The sequence below is a fragment of the Bacillus sp. SRB3LM genome (assembly GCF_015712745.1).
GTDB classification, from domain to species: domain Bacteria; phylum Bacillota; class Bacilli; order Bacillales; family Bacillaceae_G; genus Bacillus_A; species Bacillus_A thuringiensis_K.
Window position 1 is genome coordinate 480,940 of record NZ_VWVQ01000078.1, and the last position, 18,029, is coordinate 498,968.

The following is an 18,029-nucleotide window of genomic DNA, read 5'->3' on the forward strand; positions in this document are numbered from 1 at the left end:
GAAGGATTAGAGAATTTTATAATTTTTTATGTTGTGATTATTAATTATAGTATTCCTAAATATGGAATATACGTATAATAATAGAGAAGAACTAGAAATAGGGGTGAATACTATGATTACATTAGAACAAAAGTTGGAGCAATATAAACATACATATGTACAGTTAAAGGGAGAACTAAAATGGAAAACGAGTGATTCTCGAACAGGAATGATGATTGCTGCTATGTATGCAGGTAGTGATAAATTGTTTGATCTCGGACGTTTTTTAGAAATTAGTAGTTATATTAAGAATGAGGTAGGGATGTTTTCATACTTAAAGTCTTATCATCGTTTTGTAGTGGCCGCAACATTAGATATTCACTTTACAGATTACAAGGAAGCTTTTCGCACGTTTTTAGATTTATATGAACAATTGGTCACTGGTGGCTTTAGCCGGAGTATATTTACTTATCTCGCAGCAGCTGTGCTTTTAACAGAAGAAAATGAACAGCATGGCGCGCACATTCAGCGTTCGATGCAAGTATATAAACGCATGAAAAAGGATCACCTCTTTCTTACAAGTACAAATGATTATCCGCTCGCGGTTTTATTAGCAGGACAATCAGAGAATGTAGAAACACTTATGGACCGAGTGGAACGTCTTTATCAGAAACTAGCGACAGCTGGTTTACGTAAAGGGAATGATCTTCAATTTTTGAGTCATATTCTTTCATTAAAGAAGGATGTCAGGGAAGAACTATTAGTTGCAAAATGCACAAATATATGGAATTTGTTAAAGCAAGAAAAGGTAAAAGTAAAACAGATGCATTACCCAGCTATCGGGCTACTAGCGTTACTCGAGGACGGAGAAAAAGAGATTCATTCTATTCGAGCATTTATTGAAAAATTGCAGGGGGATAAATTGTTCCGTTGGCATACAGATACAAATATTCTTATTGCTATTCAACTGTTCGTAAGTCAGAAAGGTGAGGAAAGTAAAGCTACTAACACAGGTTTACAAACAATGATAGAAGTCCTCATACAAGCACAACAGGCAGCCATGATGGCAACGATTGCCGCTTCATCTGTAGCAACATCTTCTGCTAGTAGCAGTTCATAATGTGTAATTGCTTATACTCTTGTAAATTATAACTCCCTTGATAAGGACGGTTTAAAAAATATTACTAAAAACAATTAGCTCATCACTCTCTAATGAGTGATGGGCTAACTGTTTTTACATAATCAGTATTATCTTTTTGATTCCTTCAAATGTTTGAGCTGCGTGACAATCATAATGCTAATAACAACGAGTAAAAACCATGAACTAATTTTGCTTAAGTGAACGAGACTCCATGCTTCCCGTTGATTTGGATATTGCCATGCTCCGAAAAATGTTGCGATGTTCTCTGCAATCCAAATGAAAAATCCGATAAGGAAAAAGGAGAGAACGAGTGGCATTTTATATGTAACGCCTTGTAATGAAAATTGTACAAATGTGCGAGAGAAAACGATGAATAGAAGTAAAGTTAAGAACCATCTAAAATCGTATAGAAAATGATGCGTGAAAAAATTGAAGTAAATCATTGCTCCTAATGGCACGATAAAAATAGCTTTCGGCCAATAATGCATTTGTAAATGCAACCTCCTCCACGCTTGGCATATGTAACTGGCGACACTTGCATACATAAAACCACTGTAAAGCGGAACTCCAAAAATCTTTGAATACGCCTCTTCAGGATAAATCCACGAACCGAAATGTACCTTATATATTTCTAGTAGAAGGCCAATGAGGTGGAAGACAGTAATTACTTTTAGCTCGTCTTTTGTTTCAAGTCCAGTTTTGTACATAATCCACTGCATAAGAAGACATACGATGAGTATAAAATCATAGCGGTATAACCCTGGGATAGAAATGATTTTTGATAGGGCTAGTGTTAAGAAAATAACGACTGGGAATAAACAAGATAATGCTTGCTCGTAAGTGAAATGTAATAGTTGTTTTATATAGAACATTGTGTCTCCTTTATTTTTGTTAGAAAACTCAAAATAATGACTAAGTATACTACAATTTAAAAAATAAACCAGTAGTCTATTTTGCATGTATTTGTAAGTTTTAGAGGGGAATTGTAATAAGTATTTTAATATATAACAAAGTAAAAAATAGTTTGCTATTTAAAAAAAGTGGGGATATAATATCTAAATGAAAATGATAATTATTATCGATATTAATTATAAATAAAAAATAATTATAAAAAACAACTGAATATAAAGGATGAAATGAAACATGTTACATAAGTCTACTATACGTGCTGGCAATAACCGCTGGATACATATTAAGTTCATATGTTTTATGAGCTTAACAATTATATGTTTAATTGGATCTATATTTTTGGCCGTCGCATTTGGTGCAAAGGATATTCATTTGCAAACGGTGTGGACAGCGGTTTTTGATTACAATCCGAAATTAACGCAGCATCAAATCATTTACGAATTAAGGCTCCCAAGGGTAATTGGCGCAGCAGTTGTAGGGGCAGCTTTTGCGGTCGCTGGAGCGGTTATGCAAGGAGTAACACGAAATCCTTTAGCTGATGCAGGTGTACTTGGCATAAATGCAGGAGCGATGTTTGTAGTAGCACTTAGTTTTGCTTTTTTTCCGCATATGCCGTATTCCTATTTAATGATTGCTTCCTTTATTGGAGCAGTCTTAAGTACAGTACTTATTTTTGTTATTGGATCAGCAACATCAGGTGGGTTAACACCAATGAGGTTAACGATTGCTGGAGCTGTTATGGCAGCGCTTTTACATTCATTAAGTTCAGGTGTTGCGATTTATTATGATTTAAGCCAAGATTTAGCGTTTTGGTATGCTGGTGGTGTTGCAGGGGTTAAGTGGGAACACTTGAAATTTTTAGTCCCTATTATTCTTATAACGATTATTTTTGCAATAGTGTTAGGGAGATCTATTTCACTCATATCAATGGGGGATGATGTTGCTACAAATTTAGGAGTGAAAACGAACCGAACGAGAATACTAGGGATGATTATAGTAGTTATTCTAGCAGGTGTTTCTGTTTCAGCTGTTGGTTCTATTGGATTTGTAGGACTAGTTATCCCCCACATTGCTAGAAAATTAGTTGGTGTGAATTATAGACTCATTATTCCTATGTCAGCGTTATTAGGAGCTATGTTATTAGTTTTAGCTGATTTAGGGGCAAGAACAGTAAACCCTCCTAAAGAACTTGCGATAGGAATTATGGTAGCTCTTGTTGGAGTTCCGTTCTTCCTCTATATAGCACGTAAAGTTGGGAGGGAGCTATAAGTGAAGGGTCTTATTAACACAGATAAAAAAAGAGCCATTACTGTAACTACAATTTTTGGTTGTATTAGTATCGCTGTCATTTTACTTAGCTTAAATACAGGGACACTTAGCATTGCACCGCTCAAAGTAATTCAAACGCTTTTCGGTTATGGTGATTTTGAAAGTGCAACCGTGCTATACGATTATCGTATGCCAAGAATTATAATCACAATGTTAGCCGGTATTGGCCTTGGGATTTCCGGTGCGATTTTGCAAGGATTATCCCGTAATGCACTTGCAGACCCTGGTATTCTTGGACTGCATTCAGGTGCATCTTTCGGGCTAATTATATTCGTTACATTCTTTCATTCTATTAATGAAAGTGCATCTATTTTAATACCGTTATTTACATTTGGCGGAGGAGTATTAGCTGCATTTCTTATTATTTTACTTGCGAGTGATCGGTCAAATGGTTTACTTCCCATTAGACTTATTCTCGTTGGTATTGCAGTTTCAGCTGGTTTTAGTGCAATTTCGTTATTTTTCTCTCTCAAGTTAAATGATGAGACGTATACATTCGCTTCTAGATGGCTAGTTGGTAACGTGTGGGGAAGGGATTGGATTCATGTCCTTGCATTATTACCTTGGATTTTCATACTAACCCCTTATGCGTGGCTAAAATCTAAAACGTTAAATGCATTGTCACTAGGTGATAGTGTAGCGGCAGGACTTGGTGTTTCTGTTCAAAAAGAACGGTTATTACTTTTAGCTACAGCGGTTGGATTATCTTGCGCAAGTGTATCGATGGCAGGAGGGATTGGTTTTATCGGTTTAGTTGCTCCGCATATCGCAAGGAAGTTAGTAGGTACTACATATCAACACTTTCTTCCTTTAGCTAGCATTATCGGAATGATTATTTTAGTGCTAGCAGATACGATAGGTCGTTCTATATTTGAGCCAAACTCTATTCCAGCTGGTGTAGTAGTGGCGGCATTAGGAGCACCGTATTTTCTTTATTTACTTACAAAAACAAAATAAATACTTCAAAGAGGAGAACATATGAAAAAGAAACTTACTATTTTATTTAGCATGATGTGTATTTTAGTATTATCAGCATGTGGTCAAACTAAAGCTAATGAAGAGGCAACGAAAAAAACGGAAAAAAGTAATGATCCAAAAATCGCCTCTATGTCCATTCATTTAACAAATAATTTACTTGCATTAGGAATTACACCAGTAGGTTCTGTTATTGGCGGAGATTTAAAAGATTTCTTACCACACGCAAAAGAGCAGTTGAAAGATACGAAGAAACTTGGTGTTGTAACAGATCCGAATATGGAAGCGTTACTTCAATTGAAGCCAACTGACATTTATGTGGATGAAAAATACGCGGGCAAAGATTTAGCGAAATACGAAAAAATTGCAAAAACACATTCTTTCAACTTAGATGAAGGCACGTGGAGAGATCAGTTAAAACAAGTTGGTAAACTTGTAAACCGTGAGAAAGAAGCGGATAAATATATTCAAGATTACGAAGAGCAATCAAAACGAGTAAAAAGTTTAATAGATAAAGAATTAGGTAATAACGAAAAAGTAATGGCAATTCGCGTTACTGCAAAAGAATTACGAGTATTTAGTACGAAAAGACCGATGGGACCAATTTTATTCCAAGACTTAGGATTACAACCTGCAAATGGTGTAGAGAAAATTGATGGAAACCGTCCTTTCGAAGTCATTTCACAAGAAGTATTACCTGACTTTGATGCAGATGCTATTTTCGTTGTCGTTAACAGAGATGATAAAGCGAAAGCTGCATTTAAACAACTTCAAGAAACACCAATTTGGAAAGACTTAAAAGCTGTTAAAGGTAAGCACGTATACATTATTAATGACCAACCATGGCTTGACTATTCTGCTTTAGGTAACAAAATGGCAATGGATGAAGCGGAGAAAATGTTTACGAAATAATATAGTTTCGCTATTAGGAAAGGCCCTCTAAATTTGGAGGGCTTTTTATTATTGTTAGAATAAACGAAAAATTATACAATGAAGTTAATTTCGTGTAGAGGAGATGTGCCAATGTCAGCGCTTATTGTAAGTATCCCGTGTATAAAGCAGTTTATAGAATAAGGGGATAAATAGGCTAATAATTATCCCTGTTATTAAAAAAGGGGGAGTTTGAAATGACAATGAATCTTTTTCAAAATAAAACGATTAAATTATCAGCTATTAGAGAAGCAGATGCTGAAGTAATGGCTATGTGGCAAGAAGATAGTGAGTATTTAAGGAATGTAGATACAGATGTAGCATTCCCGCAATCGATACAAGAAATAGCAAGTGATGGGCTATTAAAGGGACGGAGATCGAATAGTGTTTCTTTTATGTTAAGGACAGTTCAAGATGATTGCTTAATTGGTTTTGTTGCAATTCATGGCATAGAGTGGAATAACAGAACGGGTTTATTAGCCATTGGTATAGGAGATGCAAATGATAGAGGAAAGGGATATGGAAGAGAAGCAATCCATCTTATCTTAAAATATGCTTTCTATGAATTGAATTTACACCGCGTCGGTCTGGATGTGATTTCTTATAATAAAGCAGCCATTGCGTTGTATAAAAAGATAGGTTTTCAGATGGAAGGGTGTATGAGAGAAGCGGTTCAAAGAGATGGGAAGTGTTTTGATCGTATCATTATGGGGATATTGCGGGATGAATGGATAGGGTTGCAAGATTAGCGAATACATTCAATATTATATATGTAGTATGCAGGAGATATAATGATAATTGGCGAAAATTTACAGTGAACTGATTGGATTTATAAGGAGTTATGTAAAATGAATTTAGAAAAAGCAAAACCAGTAAATGAAGAGGTCGCTGAATTAAAGGAACTAATTAAAGAGTTACACGGAAGTGTACATCAACTGCAAAGCGAAGTGCAGCAACTAAGGCACGAAAGACCAGTTGTTGAAGTGAGAAAAGGTGTTCAATTATCACCAACAATTGTCGGACAAATTGGTGGTATGATTTTAGGTGGGTTAGCAATTATCGGTATATTTTGGTGATGAAAAAAGGTTTGCAGCACGATGCCGCAAACCTTTTGTATTTGACGATATAATTTCATGCAATACAACTTTTACATTAAATAACGTAAATATATATAACCATGTGATAACAAGAGTGCAACAATGGTTAATGGTAAACCAATTTTTAAGAAGTCCATATAAGAGAAAGCATGTCCTTCACGTTTTGCAATACCAGCAACGACTACGTTTGCAGATGCTCCGATTAGCGTTCCATTTCCTCCTAAGCAAGCTCCAAGAGATAACGCCCACCATAGTACTTCGATTTGCGGAGAATCGACAGATAGTCCGAGTCCTGTAGCTAAGTCTTGAATAAGAGGAATCATCGTAGCGACAAATGGGATGTTGTCGATTGTCGCAGATGCGATGCCAGATACCCATAAAATAAGTATAGCTGCGAATCCGATGTCACCGTTTGTTACGCCGATTACTTCTTTTGCAAGTGAAGAGATAAGTCCGATATCAATTAACCCGCCAACGAGAACAAATAGTCCGGCGAAGAAGAAAATGGTTACCCATTCAACGTGGGCAAATACATCTTCAATATCATGTTCTTTCACGCCGATTAACATAAGAAGTGTAGCGCCTGTCATCGCGATAACAGCAGCGTCTACATGAATAATCGAATGAAGTCCGAAGCCTAAAATAGTTAGTCCTAAAATCGAAATAGATTTTAAAAGGAGGCTTTGATCTTTAATGTAATCTTTTTCGTTTAATGCCATTAGTTTTTCGATTTGTTCAGGTGTTGTTTTTAGTTTGTTACGATACATGAAGTAAATAATGCCAAGTGTCACGATAGAAATAATAATTACGATTGGAGCTAAGTTAAGTAAAAAGGCGTTAAAGTCTAAATGCTTGTTTGCTGATCCAATCATAATATTAGGTGGATCACCGATTAATGTTGCTGTTCCGCCTATATTTGAAAACAGCACTTCTGAAATCAAATAAGGCACAGGATTTACTTTTAAAATACGTGTAATGGATAATGTAACAGGAACGATTAATAAAACAGTCGTTACATTGTCCAAAAATGCTGATCCGACAGCAGTTAATAGGGATAGTAATAATAAAATGCGAATCGGTTTTCCGCCAGCTGCTTTTGCCGCTTTAATGGCCACAAATTCAAAGACGCCTGATTGACTCGTAATATGTACGAGAATCATCATCCCAATTAAAAGGGTAATCGTTTCCCATTGAATATGTGATGTGAAAGCAGTATGTAAATCTACAACTCCAAAAATAATCATAATAGCAGCACCGAATAGTGCGATTACAGCACGATTCAATTTCTCAGAAATAATAAATCCGTACGTGATTAAAAATACGGCAATTGCAAAATAATATTGCCAATTTGCTACTTCATGTGCTGATTGTTCCAACCATGTCACCTTCTTTAAATTATGTATTCAATTGTCGAAATGTATCTCGCTGCAATAATGCGGGATAAAATATATTGTAGCAAATTCAAAAAAGAAAGAAAACTATTTAACAAAGTGAAGGAAAAAATGTATTTTTTACATATCATATAAAAAATATAAAAAATATAAAAAACACAGTGCAAATTATTAGGAAAAGTGAGCGTTGTCCTCTAATATAGAGATAGCAATTTACATTATTTTTGCGTAAAATGGTTTAAAGAGGTGAATTCCGATGGAAATAGTAAAAGATAGTTCTCTTATTCAAAATGAAATTGAACGTTTTGTAAATAAAGATGTATATATTCATTTAGAAACGACAAACGGAGCGTATGCATCACACATAAATGAAAAGATGATGACAGTTGGTGCTTTCATTCGAAATGCAATTATCCGTTTTGAACGCGGGAAGATAACTGGAACAAATCCATACCGAGTTGGTCTAAAAATGGATCACGGTTGGGTATATGCTGAAGGTATTACGCACTGGGAAGTAGATGGTCAAGAGCGTTTATTACTAGCTGGACATGATAATTTAGGTCGTCTAGCAGTTGCACTTGAGTTAAGCTTAACACCATTTAAGTAAGAAGGAGGGAAACTTATGGAGAGACATGTACTTGTTGTATTTCCGCATCCAGATGATGAAGCATATGCTGCGGGAGGAACAATTCGCTTATTAACAGATCAAGGAGTACCTGTAACATATGCATGTGGTACTCTAGGACAAATGGGACGTAACATGGGTAAGAACGTATTCGCTAACCGTGAAACGATTCCAAATATCCGTGAGAAAGAATTGAAAGATGCTTGTGAAGCGATGGGCATTAAAGATTTAAGAATGCTTGGCTTCCATGATAAAACGTTAGAATTTGAAGATGTTGATTTCGTTGCTGACAAAATTGAAGCAATCATTCAAGAAGTAAATCCATCTCGAATTATTACATTTTATCCAGAGCACGGTGTACATCCAGATCATAATGCATTTGGCCGCGCTGTCGTTCGCGCTGTATCACGTATGCCAAAAGAAGAGCGCCCAGTTATCCATGCTGTTGCGATTACGAAAAATCGTGAAGCAGTATTAGGAGAACCGGATGTTGTAAATAACATTAGTGAAGTATTTGATCATAAATTAACTGCATTAGGTGCGCACCGTTCACAAACAGAAGCAATGCTGGAAGATACGCATGCAAAAATAAAAAACAAAGATGCAGCAACATTAAAATGGCTGCAACTTGAACAGTTTTGGACTTATAAATGGGAGTAGGCTAGAAGGATACCTTCTAGTTGCTCTTACATAGAAAAAGCGCCGTCACTTGTGATGGCGCTTTTTCTTGTTGAAGACTATATATTTTTTAGGGTGCTTCAAAATTTTTAAATTAACGTGCAGTATAGCCTCCATCAACAAGAAGTGTTGTACCGTTAACAAAACTAGCATCATCACTTGCTAAAAATAAGACAGCTTTAGCGACTTCTTCTGGTGTTCCAAGTCTGCCTTGCGGATGAAGTGAAGCTAAATATTCTTTCTGTTGAGGATTAACACTACCTAGTAAAGGGGTGTCAATATAACCAGGGCACACCGCATTAATACGTATTCCATATTTAGCGTAGGCAGTACATAAATTTTGAGTTAATAGTTTCACACCACCTTTTGCAGAGGAGTATGCTGTTGGGGTAGGTAATGAAACAAAACTATGAATCGAACCAGCGTTAACGATGACACCACCTGTACCTTGTTTAAGAAATTGTTCAATCGAATATTTATCAGAAAGGAATACCCCAGACAAATTAATATCAATAGTTCTTTTCCATTTTTCATAGGATAATTCGTTTGCCGGTGCATCATCAGCAACGCCGGCATTGGCATACATAATATCTAATTTACCGTATGTACTTACTGTCTCATGAATTAGCTGTTTAATATCTGCCTCTTTTGTTACATCAGTTTTAATAAATAACGTAGTATATCCATGTGCATTCAATTCATCTGATAGTTCTTTTCCACGTTCAGAAAAGTCAGCAATAACTACTTTTGCACCTTCTTCGATAAAAAGACGAACAGTAGATTTGCCAATTCCACTTGCACCACCAGTTATGATTGCTACTTTGTCTTTTAATTTCATATAAACCTCTCCATTCATCAATGAATTTAAGTCGAATTTTTAAATCTTGTTACTAAACTATTAACCTTAAATAGTAAGTTTATAGAAGAAAAAGCTCGCGTTTACTTAATCGTGAGAGTACTATTTGTGTCTTTATCCCGCTATTTGCCGGGCAGTAAGACCCGCACCTCAAAATTTAGCGGAAGCAAAGACGTTAGGTGGGGGCAGGCTACCTGTAAAAGCACGATTGATTAAAGTTTCACTTTATTGTACTTATTGATACAGTGATGCATGAAATTATTAATTTGGTCAATTTTATCATTAGATTGAATATTTGGTAAAGAGCCTTCGAACAGAGTGAGTGTGGATGCTGAAAAATTAAAATAAATATTCAGTATTATTTGTAGGGTAAGGAACAAAGGGGAGAGATAACTACTACGCTAGTTAAATAGGAGAAAGCCTTGCAGGGGGGCAAGGCTTTAAACAGGGTATTAAAAATTATAGATTTATTAAGAATAACTTCTTCTTGTGAATAAACTAATTTTAGCATGATAACTCATATATATGTGTTACGAATTTGTGAATAAAAACTCAATGATAAAAGTATGAGTGAAAGGAAATAAGGTATTTGGGATATGCATTATTACACAAAGTTCAGTTGAAATAGGGAGGAACATAAAAAAAGCGCAATGAGCAAAATAATTAAGAGACGAATTATACTAAAGATTAGTGAACGCCTACTATTTAATTTCTTTTTGTATTTAATTCTTTAGAACTGATTGTTAATAATGTATGTAAGAAGCGTATATTTTGAATTATTTAATAGAATAATATATATTTATATTGATTTAATGATTTTAGTTTGTTAAAAATGGGGAAATCGATATGAAGGTTAAATTTGCCGTAATAAAAGATGAGAGCTTTGATTGTAGTTTATTGGAAACAAAATTATTGAAAACTTTTAAAGAAGTAGATTGTGAAGCAGATATTGTAAAGGTTGAGAATGAAATTTTTGAAAACAATGATGTACAAACGCATTTATCAGAAATAACCATTCATGTTACTGGAAAAAATATTGGATATAGATCCGTTTCAGCCAGTATATTTATTGTTCTAGAGAGTTTATCAATACAGCTATTTCGTATTCATATTAGTATATTTTAAGCAGTTCAAAAAGTGGATTCTTCAGAAAATCATACTGATTATATTAAGTTGTAAATATGAAAACAATAGAAATTATCGTAGGTGCTCCCGAATGTTGGATTGCACCTTGTTTGTTGTTAAATAAACTGGGGATTCATTTTCTAATTTTAATGTATCTTAACGCTAATTCATAAATAGAAGAATGGAAACATGTGAGTGATTCAATTAGATTGTACAAATAATTTGGTACGCTGATATACGGAATGTATTCACAGGTAAGAGGGTTGTCTCATAATATATATAGATTTTTCTATAAAGATGAACAGAGGGTGTGAATATATGGAAGATGTTTACGCTAAAATTGACAGTCTCAAGGCGGAGCAAAAAGAAATTATGAGAGACATTCGAAATTTAGAAACGCGTACCACTATTAATGAGAAAGACATAGCAACAATCAATAAGCAATTAGAAAAAATAAGTACAAACACTACTTGGATTTTGCGAATTATTATTAGCGCGATAATAATGTCAGTTTTAGGATTGATATTAAAAGGGATGATTTAAAAGAAAGAGGGGAGCTCCCTCTTTCTTTTATGTAAATGAGAAACTATAAATTTTCCGTTTCCTTTTCGTCTGCATACTTATCCTCTAAGGAAATTAATAGAGGGATTGATATAGTTACAAGAATGATTAAAGTGGTGATAAAAGATTTAGAAAGAGAAAAAGAACCTTCAATTAAAGGTGATAAAAACTTGAATGAAAGTATACTTGTTATGAAGGAAATTACTAAAAAGCTAAAAAGAGATATATTTTTATTCTTTATAGATGTCTCTATAAAGTCTTTAACACAGGTTATTACGACAAATATAGTTAATATGATAAGAGAAACAAAATAATGTGTTAAATTCGTCATATTAATAGTAGGATCGTCTATTATGTAAGCAAGTAACTTAGATACTAATATTCCTCCAAACAATAAAATAATAAAAGCAAGTAATCCTTCCAATATATAAGTGCTGAAATTGTCTTTCTTGTTAAAGAGTTTATAGTTTAGAGTAGATTGGGTTATTTGAATTAGGAATAGGGTAATAATCCATACATAATGTACAAATGGTAATTCTCCTGAGAATAGAGAAATTAGAAAGTTTACTACTGTCCTTAAAATTTCAATCATTACGAAAGTCCTCCTACTTGTTCAGCTTTATGACATTAGGAATATATGAGTATATCATTTTATAATTAGGTTTATAGATTCAAACTATTTCTAATTATTCCATAATAAGGTGGTTATATCAAGTAGTTATCTTCTATGGCGTGTATTAGTTGTTCACTAATATAAAAAGAACATTTGAACGTTAATACTAGAAAAATAAAAGTAATATGTAATATAATTGAAAAAGTATATTTAAAAATCGATGTTAATATTACCCTCCTATAAGTATTAACATACGTAATTGAGGTGTTTTCTTTGTTGTTTTATGACCGGATTTCTATAATGGCCCCTCCTGTTCCGTAGCTAAGGAAAGTCTTTTTATTTCTGAGATTTTCAAAGTTATAGGAGGGTATGAAAAATGAAAAAAGTCTCAGTACCATCACTTTTGTTAATGATTATTCTTGTCGCATTTCCGCAAATTAGTGAAACGATTTACACACCGTCTTTACCGGACATTTCAAAGGCGTTACATGTAAGTAATAATGAGGTGCAGTTAACGCTTAGTGTGTATTTTGCTGGATTTGCTTTAGGTGTATTTTTTATTGGATGGCTATCAGATATAATTGGCCGTCGCCGGGCAATGTTATTTGGAATTGTCGTATATGGCGCTGGGAGTTTCTTATGCTTTATTGCAAATTCCATTGAAGTTTTATTGGTAAGTCGTTTTATTCAAGCGTTTGGAGCAAGTGCAGGATCAGTTGTGACGCAAACGATTCTTCGTGAAAGTGTAGAAGGGCATAAGAGGCATGTTATGTTTGCTCAAATCTCGGCAGTCATTGCTTTTACACCAGCGATAGGACCGTTAATTGGTGGCTTTCTTGATCAAATGTTTGGATTTAAAATAGTATTTTTAAGTTTAGTAGTTATGAGTATCGGTATTTTTCTGTATACGTTTGTTTCTCTTCCTGAAACAAAAACGGGCTCAGTAACGAATAAAATAAATGTATTTTCAGTCTTGAAGAGGTTAATTACAAATCCGAAAGTGATAACATATGGGCTGTTAATTGGAGGAGCAAATGGTGTTTTATTTAGCTATTATGCAGAAGCACCGTTTATCTTTATTGAATACTTTCAGTTATTACCTAGTACGTATGGGTTTTTAGGAATTGTTGTTGCGTCTGCTTCTATTGTTGGAGCGAAAGTTTCAAAGCGTTTACTTGCTACTTATAAACCAGAGAAAATTATATATATCGGTTGTCTTGTAATGACAGGGGGAGCTATCCTTTTATCTGTTATTACGTTTGTTGGATCAAATCTGAATGTAATATATATGGTTGTATTTTTAATAGCGATGTTTATATTGCTATTAGGAATTGGCATAGCGTTACCTAACTGTTTAAGTTTAGCGTTAGTAGATTTTCAAGATGTCATTGGTACAGCAGGTGCATTGTTTAGCTTAGGGTACTATGTAATTGTAACGATGACAATTTGGGGAATGAGTCAGCTGCATACAGGCTCATTAATGGTGATGCCACTTTATTTTCTGGTTATTGTAGTTATAATGGCAGTGTTTACTAGGGTGTTTATCTTTGGTAAGCAAACTTCGAAATCGATTTAAATATGAAATCATAAAAGAGTCTCATTTTTTAATGAGATTCTTTTATATTTTATTCCGTTGTTTTGAGGCAGAAAGGTTTCTGCCTCAAAATTTGGCTGGGGTAAAGAAGTTAGTAGTTTATTAATATATTAAATTTCTCATTGGTATATAAATTGAATGTGTGGGAAATTACGTTATTAACAATAAAGGCTGAAGTATTTAAGATATGAAACTAAGGAAAAAATGTTCTCCTCGGTTATTTATATTGTAATAATATACATGCCGGAATCATATTGAATAGATGTATTTTATTGTTAATTTAGTTAAAAATTAATCAGACTTATGTATAATAATTTATTGAAAAAATAATTGAATTTTTCAGATTAATGAATTAATATAAGGTAAGTAATTTTAAGATTTATAGAATATTGGAAGATGAAAGGTTTTGAGAATTTTATTAGGAGCGCAAAACGATTTTAGGATAGCTTTAAAGCTAGTGTAAAATGACGTTTGCTTCATCATTTTCAGGGCCAAAGGGAATTAGGGGAAAGCATCTTGTTTTAAAATGCGACGACTATGAATCATCTAAGAGGGGGAAGTGAAGTGGCAAACAAAGAATTGAAAAGAGGTTTAGAAGCACGTCATATTCAAATGATTGCTTTAGGCGGAACAATTGGTGTTGGTTTGTTTATGGGTTCAGCCAGCACGATTAAATGGACAGGTCCGTCAGTAATGCTTGCTTATGCAATTGCAGGTATTTTCATCTTCTTCATCATGCGTGCCATGGGAGAAATGTTATATATGGAGCCAAGTACAGGCTCATTTGCGACATTCGGTCATAAGTATATTCATCCACTAGCTGGTTATATGACAGCGTGGAGTAACTGGTTCCAGTGGGTTATCGTTGGGATGTCAGAAATTATCGCGGTTGGAGCGTATATGCAATATTGGTTCCCAGATTTACCAGCTTGGATACCAGGTATAATTGCAATGGTTATTCTTGGTGCAGCCAACTTAATTTCAGTTAAGTCATTTGGTGAATTCGAATTTTGGTTTGCGATGATTAAAATCGTTACGATTCTGTTAATGATTATTGCGGGATTTGGCCTTATTTTCTTCGGGATTGGTAACGGCGGAGAAGCCATTGGCATATCTAATCTTTGGTCAAATGGCGGTTTCTTTACAGGTGGTTTTTCAGGATTCTTCTTTGCATTATCACTTGTAGTTGGAGCATATCAAGGTGTGGAATTAATCGGGATTACTGCTGGTGAAGCGAAAAATCCGAAGAAGACACTTACAAAAGCAATTCAAAGTACAATTTGGCGTATTTTAATTTTCTACATCGGTGCTATTTTCGTTATTGTAACTGTGTATCCGTGGGATCAATTAAGTACAATTGGTAGTCCGTTCGTAGCAACTTTTGCGAAAGTTGGTATTACGGCAGCAGCTGGACTTATTAACTTCGTTGTAATTACAGCGGCAATGTCTGGTTGTAATAGTGGTATTTATAGTGCTGGACGTATGCTTTATACGTTAGGGGTAAATGGACAAGCACCGAAATACTTCACGAAACTTTCTGGAAATGGTGTACCTTTATTCGGTACAGTTGGTGTAATTATTGGTTTGGCGGTTGGTGTTGTATTAAGTTATATCGCGCCGAAAAATTTATTCGTATATGTATACAGCGCAAGTGTACTTCCTGGTATGGTACCATGGTTCGTCATTTTAATTAGTCAAATTCGTTTTAGGAAAGAAAAGGGAGCAGAGATGAAAGATCATCCGTTCAAAATGCCGTTTGCTCCTGTTACAAACTATTTAACAATTGCCTTTTTAATTATGGTATTAATCGGAATGTGGTTTAACGATGATACTCGTATTTCACTAGTTGTAGGTATTATTTTCTTAGCTATCGTTACAATTAGTTTCTATGCTTTTGGAATAGGGAAGCGAGCTCCGTTAGACGTTCAAAACAATAAAGAGATTTCAAGTAAATAAAGAAAAGGCTGTTCATCTGGAACAGCCTTTTCTTATTGTTGATATAATTTGATTTGTGATAGATATATTTGAAAAATCGTTGGTATATTGTACGTTATGATAGATATATTTGAAAAATCGTTGATATATTGTACGTTATGATAGATATATTTAAAAAATCGTTGATATATTGTACGTTATGATAGATATATTTGAAAAATCGTTGATATATTGTACGTTATGATAGATATATTCGAAAAATCGTTAATATAATTTCACATACTATCTGTCACTATCATGATTAAAATTTCTCTAATACGATTTTCCCTATGGTGTGCCCGCTTTCAAGTAGTGCATGTGCTTTCTTTAAGTTTTCAGCGTTAATCGGTGTTAATGTTTCATTTAAAGTAGTCTTTAAAATGCCTTCATCTAGTAGTTCGCTTACTTTATTTAATAGTTCGTGCTGCGTAATCATATCGCCAGTTTCATACATCGCTTTTGTAAACATAAACTCCCAAACGAGTGTAGCACTTTTACTTTTTAAAATACCCATTTCAAGAGGGTGTTCATTTTCTACGATAGAGCAAATTTTGCCTTGTGGTTTAATAAGGTCACATATTGCTTGCCAATGTTGATCTGTATTGTTTAAGCAGAAAATATAATCTACATCGCTGAATCCAAGGCTTTGTAATTGCTCTTTTAAAGGGGTATGATGGTCAATTGTATGGTCAGCTCCAAGCTTTTTAACCCAGTCTATCGTTTCGCCGCGGGAAGCAGTTGCGATTACATTTAGTCCAGCCCATTTCGCAAGTTGAATTGCGATTGAACCGACACCACCAGCTCCGCCGATAATTAAAATATTTTTAAATGAGTTCGTATCTTTTTTAGTATGATCAATGCCTAAACGTTCAAATAAACCTTCCCATGCTGTAATCGCTGTTAAAGGAATTGCGGCGGATTCAGCATCATGTAACGTTTTTGGTTTCTTACCGACAATTCTTTCATCAACTAAATGATATTCACTATATGTACCTTGTCTCGTAATGCTTCCAGCGTAAAATACTTCGTCTCCTTCTTTAAATAATGTACAACTTTCGCCAGTTTGTACAACAACACCACTAGCATCCCAGCCAAGTATTTTTGGTGCATCTTCTTTTTTATCTTTCGGAGAGCGGACCTTTGTATCAACTGGGTTAACGGAAATGGCGTTAATTTTCACGAGTATATCTCTTCCTGTGGCAACAGGTTTTTCAATTTCCAGATTAATTAAACTGTTTTCTTCTTCAATAGGTAAGTATTCATGTAAACCAATTGCTTTCATTTGTAATCCCTCCATTAAAGTAAGAATCATTTACCTCTATATTATAGATGGTGAAATACTGCTATGTAAAAAAATACCCTCTTTTTTATGTAAGCTGTACTGATAGTCTAGAAGGAGTTTATTTCTAAAAAGAAGAATTTTTTACTGTATTACTTTATCCAAAACTAAATGTAAAGGTGGATACATAATGACAGTAAAGAAACTTTATTTCATCTCAGCAGGTCGTTGCATGTTGGATCATTCGTCTGTTAACAGTGCGTTAACACCGGGGAAACTATTAAACTTGCCGGTGTGGTGTTATCTTCTGGAGACGGAAGAAGGTCCTATTTTAGTAGACACAGGTATGCCAGAAAGTGCAGTTAATAATGAAGGGCTTTTTAACGGTACATTTGTTGAAGGACAGATTTTACCGAAAATGACTGAAGAAGATAGAATCGTGAATATATTAAAGCGTTTAGGGTATGAGCCAAACGACCTTTTATATATTATTAGCTCTCACTTACATTTTGATCATGCAGGAGGAAACGGTGCTTTTACAAATACACCGATTATTGTGCAGCGAACGGAATATGAGGCAGCACTTCATAGAGAAGAATATATGAAAGAATGTATATTACCGCATTTGAACTACAAAATTATTGAAGGGGATTATGAAGTGGTACCAGGTGTTCAATTATTGTATACGCCAGGTCATTCTCCAGGCCATCAGTCGCTATTCATTGAGACGGAGCAATCCGGTTCAGTTTTATTAACGATTGATGCATCGTACACGAAAGAGAATTTTGAAGATGAAGTGCCGTTCGCAGGATTTGATCCAGAATTAGCTTTATCTTCAATTAAACGTTTAAAAGGAGTTGTGGCGAAAGAGAAACCAATTGTTTTCTTTGGTCATGATATAGAGCAGGAAAAGGGTTGTAGAGTGTTCCCGGAGTATATATAGTGCAAAAAGTCATGAGTTCGCGTGCTCATG

Annotated in this window: 18 protein-coding genes; 13 read left to right on the forward strand and 5 right to left on the reverse strand. The window is 34.6% G+C overall.

The genetic code is table 11. The features are described from left to right. The first annotated feature begins 61 nt into the window (after window positions 1–61). The gene (locus tag F3I02_RS25985) at window positions 62–1,099 is read left to right on the forward strand and encodes a DUF4003 domain-containing protein (RefSeq protein ID WP_002164117.1); all 1,038 of its coding nucleotides are present in this window, start codon (window positions 62–64) and stop codon (window positions 1,097–1,099) included. A gap of 128 nt (window positions 1,100–1,227) precedes the next feature. On the opposite strand, the gene F3I02_RS25990 is transcribed toward F3I02_RS25985, so the two are convergent. Next, the gene (locus F3I02_RS25990) at window positions 1,228–1,992 is read right to left on the reverse strand and encodes a DUF817 domain-containing protein (protein WP_000499381.1); all 765 of its coding nucleotides are present in this window, start codon (window positions 1,990–1,992) and stop codon (window positions 1,228–1,230) included. Between the two features lie 271 nt (window positions 1,993–2,263). Here F3I02_RS25990 and F3I02_RS25995 point away from each other — a divergent pair, with 271 nt between their 5' ends. From F3I02_RS25995 to F3I02_RS26015, 5 genes are all read left to right on the forward strand, one after another. After that, window positions 2,264–3,298 (forward strand): FecCD family ABC transporter permease, encoded by a 1,035-nt coding sequence (locus F3I02_RS25995; RefSeq protein ID WP_196478563.1) that lies wholly within the window; start codon window positions 2,264–2,266, stop codon window positions 3,296–3,298. Continuing rightward, on the forward strand, window positions 3,299–4,315 hold the full coding sequence (locus tag F3I02_RS26000) for a FecCD family ABC transporter permease (RefSeq protein WP_000677271.1): 1,017 nt from the start codon (window positions 3,299–3,301) through the stop codon (window positions 4,313–4,315). A 21-nt stretch (window positions 4,316–4,336) separates the two neighbouring features. Further along, window positions 4,337–5,245: an iron-hydroxamate ABC transporter substrate-binding protein gene (locus F3I02_RS26005; RefSeq protein WP_000728233.1), complete on the forward strand. Its 909-nt coding sequence runs from the start codon at window positions 4,337–4,339 to the stop codon at window positions 5,243–5,245. A gap of 215 nt (window positions 5,246–5,460) precedes the next feature. Next, window positions 5,461–6,012 carry a GNAT family N-acetyltransferase gene (locus F3I02_RS26010; RefSeq protein ID WP_000178470.1) on the forward strand — a complete coding sequence of 184 codons (552 nt, stop codon included), beginning with the start codon at window positions 5,461–5,463 and terminating at the stop codon, window positions 6,010–6,012. 99 nt (window positions 6,013–6,111) lie between these two features. After that, window positions 6,112–6,339, forward strand: a complete 228-nt coding sequence (locus F3I02_RS26015; RefSeq protein ID WP_001047304.1) for a coiled-coil domain-containing protein — start codon at window positions 6,112–6,114, stop codon at window positions 6,337–6,339. A 71-nt stretch (window positions 6,340–6,410) separates the two neighbouring features. On the opposite strand, the gene F3I02_RS26020 is transcribed toward F3I02_RS26015, so the two are convergent. Continuing rightward, window positions 6,411–7,736 (reverse strand): ArsB/NhaD family transporter, encoded by a 1,326-nt coding sequence (locus F3I02_RS26020; RefSeq protein ID WP_196478564.1) that lies wholly within the window; start codon window positions 7,734–7,736, stop codon window positions 6,411–6,413. Between the two features lie 271 nt (window positions 7,737–8,007). Here F3I02_RS26020 and F3I02_RS26025 point away from each other — a divergent pair, with 271 nt between their 5' ends. Both F3I02_RS26025 and bshB2 read left to right on the forward strand, forming a co-directional pair. Continuing rightward, complete coding sequence (locus F3I02_RS26025; protein ID WP_000407046.1) at window positions 8,008–8,358, forward strand: YojF family protein; 351 nt, start codon at window positions 8,008–8,010, stop codon at window positions 8,356–8,358. A gap of 15 nt (window positions 8,359–8,373) precedes the next feature. Then, window positions 8,374–9,036, forward strand: coding sequence for a bacillithiol biosynthesis deacetylase BshB2 (gene bshB2, locus F3I02_RS26030; protein WP_000439487.1), 663 nt, complete (start codon window positions 8,374–8,376; stop codon window positions 9,034–9,036). Between the two features lie 112 nt (window positions 9,037–9,148). Here bshB2 and F3I02_RS26035 read toward each other — a convergent pair whose 3' ends face one another. Then, on the reverse strand, window positions 9,149–9,892 hold the full coding sequence (locus F3I02_RS26035; protein WP_000768028.1) for an SDR family NAD(P)-dependent oxidoreductase: 744 nt from the start codon (window positions 9,890–9,892) through the stop codon (window positions 9,149–9,151). Between the two features lie 864 nt (window positions 9,893–10,756). Between F3I02_RS26035 and F3I02_RS26040 the strand changes: the two genes are divergently transcribed. Beyond that, window positions 10,757–11,035 carry a hypothetical protein gene (locus F3I02_RS26040; RefSeq protein WP_000865020.1) on the forward strand — a complete coding sequence of 93 codons (279 nt, stop codon included), beginning with the start codon at window positions 10,757–10,759 and terminating at the stop codon, window positions 11,033–11,035. A 318-nt stretch (window positions 11,036–11,353) separates the two neighbouring features. Next, window positions 11,354–11,578: a hemolysin XhlA family protein gene (locus F3I02_RS26045; protein WP_000390462.1), complete on the forward strand. Its 225-nt coding sequence runs from the start codon at window positions 11,354–11,356 to the stop codon at window positions 11,576–11,578. Between the two features lie 43 nt (window positions 11,579–11,621). Here F3I02_RS26045 and F3I02_RS26050 read toward each other — a convergent pair whose 3' ends face one another. Then, the gene (locus F3I02_RS26050) at window positions 11,622–12,188 is read right to left on the reverse strand and encodes a DUF5823 family protein (protein WP_089148894.1); all 567 of its coding nucleotides are present in this window, start codon (window positions 12,186–12,188) and stop codon (window positions 11,622–11,624) included. A 397-nt stretch (window positions 12,189–12,585) separates the two neighbouring features. Here F3I02_RS26050 and F3I02_RS26055 point away from each other — a divergent pair, with 397 nt between their 5' ends. Both F3I02_RS26055 and F3I02_RS26060 read left to right on the forward strand, forming a co-directional pair. Then, window positions 12,586–13,785 (forward strand): multidrug effflux MFS transporter, encoded by a 1,200-nt coding sequence (locus tag F3I02_RS26055; RefSeq protein ID WP_089148895.1) that lies wholly within the window; start codon window positions 12,586–12,588, stop codon window positions 13,783–13,785. Window positions 13,786–14,367: 582 nt separating this feature from the next. Continuing rightward, a complete protein-coding gene (locus F3I02_RS26060) occupies window positions 14,368–15,759 on the forward strand; it encodes an amino acid permease (RefSeq protein ID WP_001284406.1) in 1,392 nt (463 codons plus the stop codon). A 280-nt stretch (window positions 15,760–16,039) separates the two neighbouring features. Here the strand turns inward: F3I02_RS26060 and F3I02_RS26065 are convergent, their stop codons facing one another. Beyond that, window positions 16,040–17,059: a zinc-binding alcohol dehydrogenase family protein gene (locus tag F3I02_RS26065; protein WP_000643785.1), complete on the reverse strand. Its 1,020-nt coding sequence runs from the start codon at window positions 17,057–17,059 to the stop codon at window positions 16,040–16,042. 187 nt (window positions 17,060–17,246) lie between these two features. On the opposite strand from F3I02_RS26065, the gene aiiA reads away from it, so the two are divergent. Continuing rightward, window positions 17,247–17,999, forward strand: a complete 753-nt coding sequence (gene aiiA, locus F3I02_RS26070; protein ID WP_000216601.1) for a quorum-quenching N-acyl homoserine lactonase AiiA — start codon at window positions 17,247–17,249, stop codon at window positions 17,997–17,999. Window positions 18,000–18,029: the final 30 nt, after the last annotated feature.

Coding starts and splice junctions, on each gene's coding strand:
- F3I02_RS25985 (WP_002164117.1), top strand. CDS start 62: ATGGAATATACGTATAATAATAGAGAAGAACTAGAAATAGGGGTGAAT.
- F3I02_RS25990 (WP_000499381.1), bottom strand. CDS start 1,992: ATGTTCTATATAAAACAACTATTACATTTCACTTACGAGCAAGCATTA.
- F3I02_RS25995 (WP_196478563.1), top strand. CDS start 2,264: ATGTTACATAAGTCTACTATACGTGCTGGCAATAACCGCTGGATACAT.
- F3I02_RS26005 (WP_000728233.1), top strand. CDS start 4,337: ATGAAAAAGAAACTTACTATTTTATTTAGCATGATGTGTATTTTAGTA.
- F3I02_RS26010 (WP_000178470.1), top strand. CDS start 5,461: ATGACAATGAATCTTTTTCAAAATAAAACGATTAAATTATCAGCTATT.
- F3I02_RS26015 (WP_001047304.1), top strand. CDS start 6,112: ATGAATTTAGAAAAAGCAAAACCAGTAAATGAAGAGGTCGCTGAATTA.
- F3I02_RS26025 (WP_000407046.1), top strand. CDS start 8,008: ATGGAAATAGTAAAAGATAGTTCTCTTATTCAAAATGAAATTGAACGT.
- bshB2 (WP_000439487.1), top strand. CDS start 8,374: ATGGAGAGACATGTACTTGTTGTATTTCCGCATCCAGATGATGAAGCA.
- F3I02_RS26035 (WP_000768028.1), bottom strand. CDS start 9,892: ATGAAATTAAAAGACAAAGTAGCAATCATAACTGGTGGTGCAAGTGGA.
- F3I02_RS26040 (WP_000865020.1), top strand. CDS start 10,757: ATGAAGGTTAAATTTGCCGTAATAAAAGATGAGAGCTTTGATTGTAGT.
- F3I02_RS26045 (WP_000390462.1), top strand. CDS start 11,354: ATGGAAGATGTTTACGCTAAAATTGACAGTCTCAAGGCGGAGCAAAAA.
- F3I02_RS26050 (WP_089148894.1), bottom strand. CDS start 12,188: ATGATTGAAATTTTAAGGACAGTAGTAAACTTTCTAATTTCTCTATTC.
- F3I02_RS26055 (WP_089148895.1), top strand. CDS start 12,586: ATGAAAAAAGTCTCAGTACCATCACTTTTGTTAATGATTATTCTTGTC.
- F3I02_RS26065 (WP_000643785.1), bottom strand. CDS start 17,059: ATGAAAGCAATTGGTTTACATGAATACTTACCTATTGAAGAAGAAAAC.
- aiiA (WP_000216601.1), top strand. CDS start 17,247: ATGACAGTAAAGAAACTTTATTTCATCTCAGCAGGTCGTTGCATGTTG.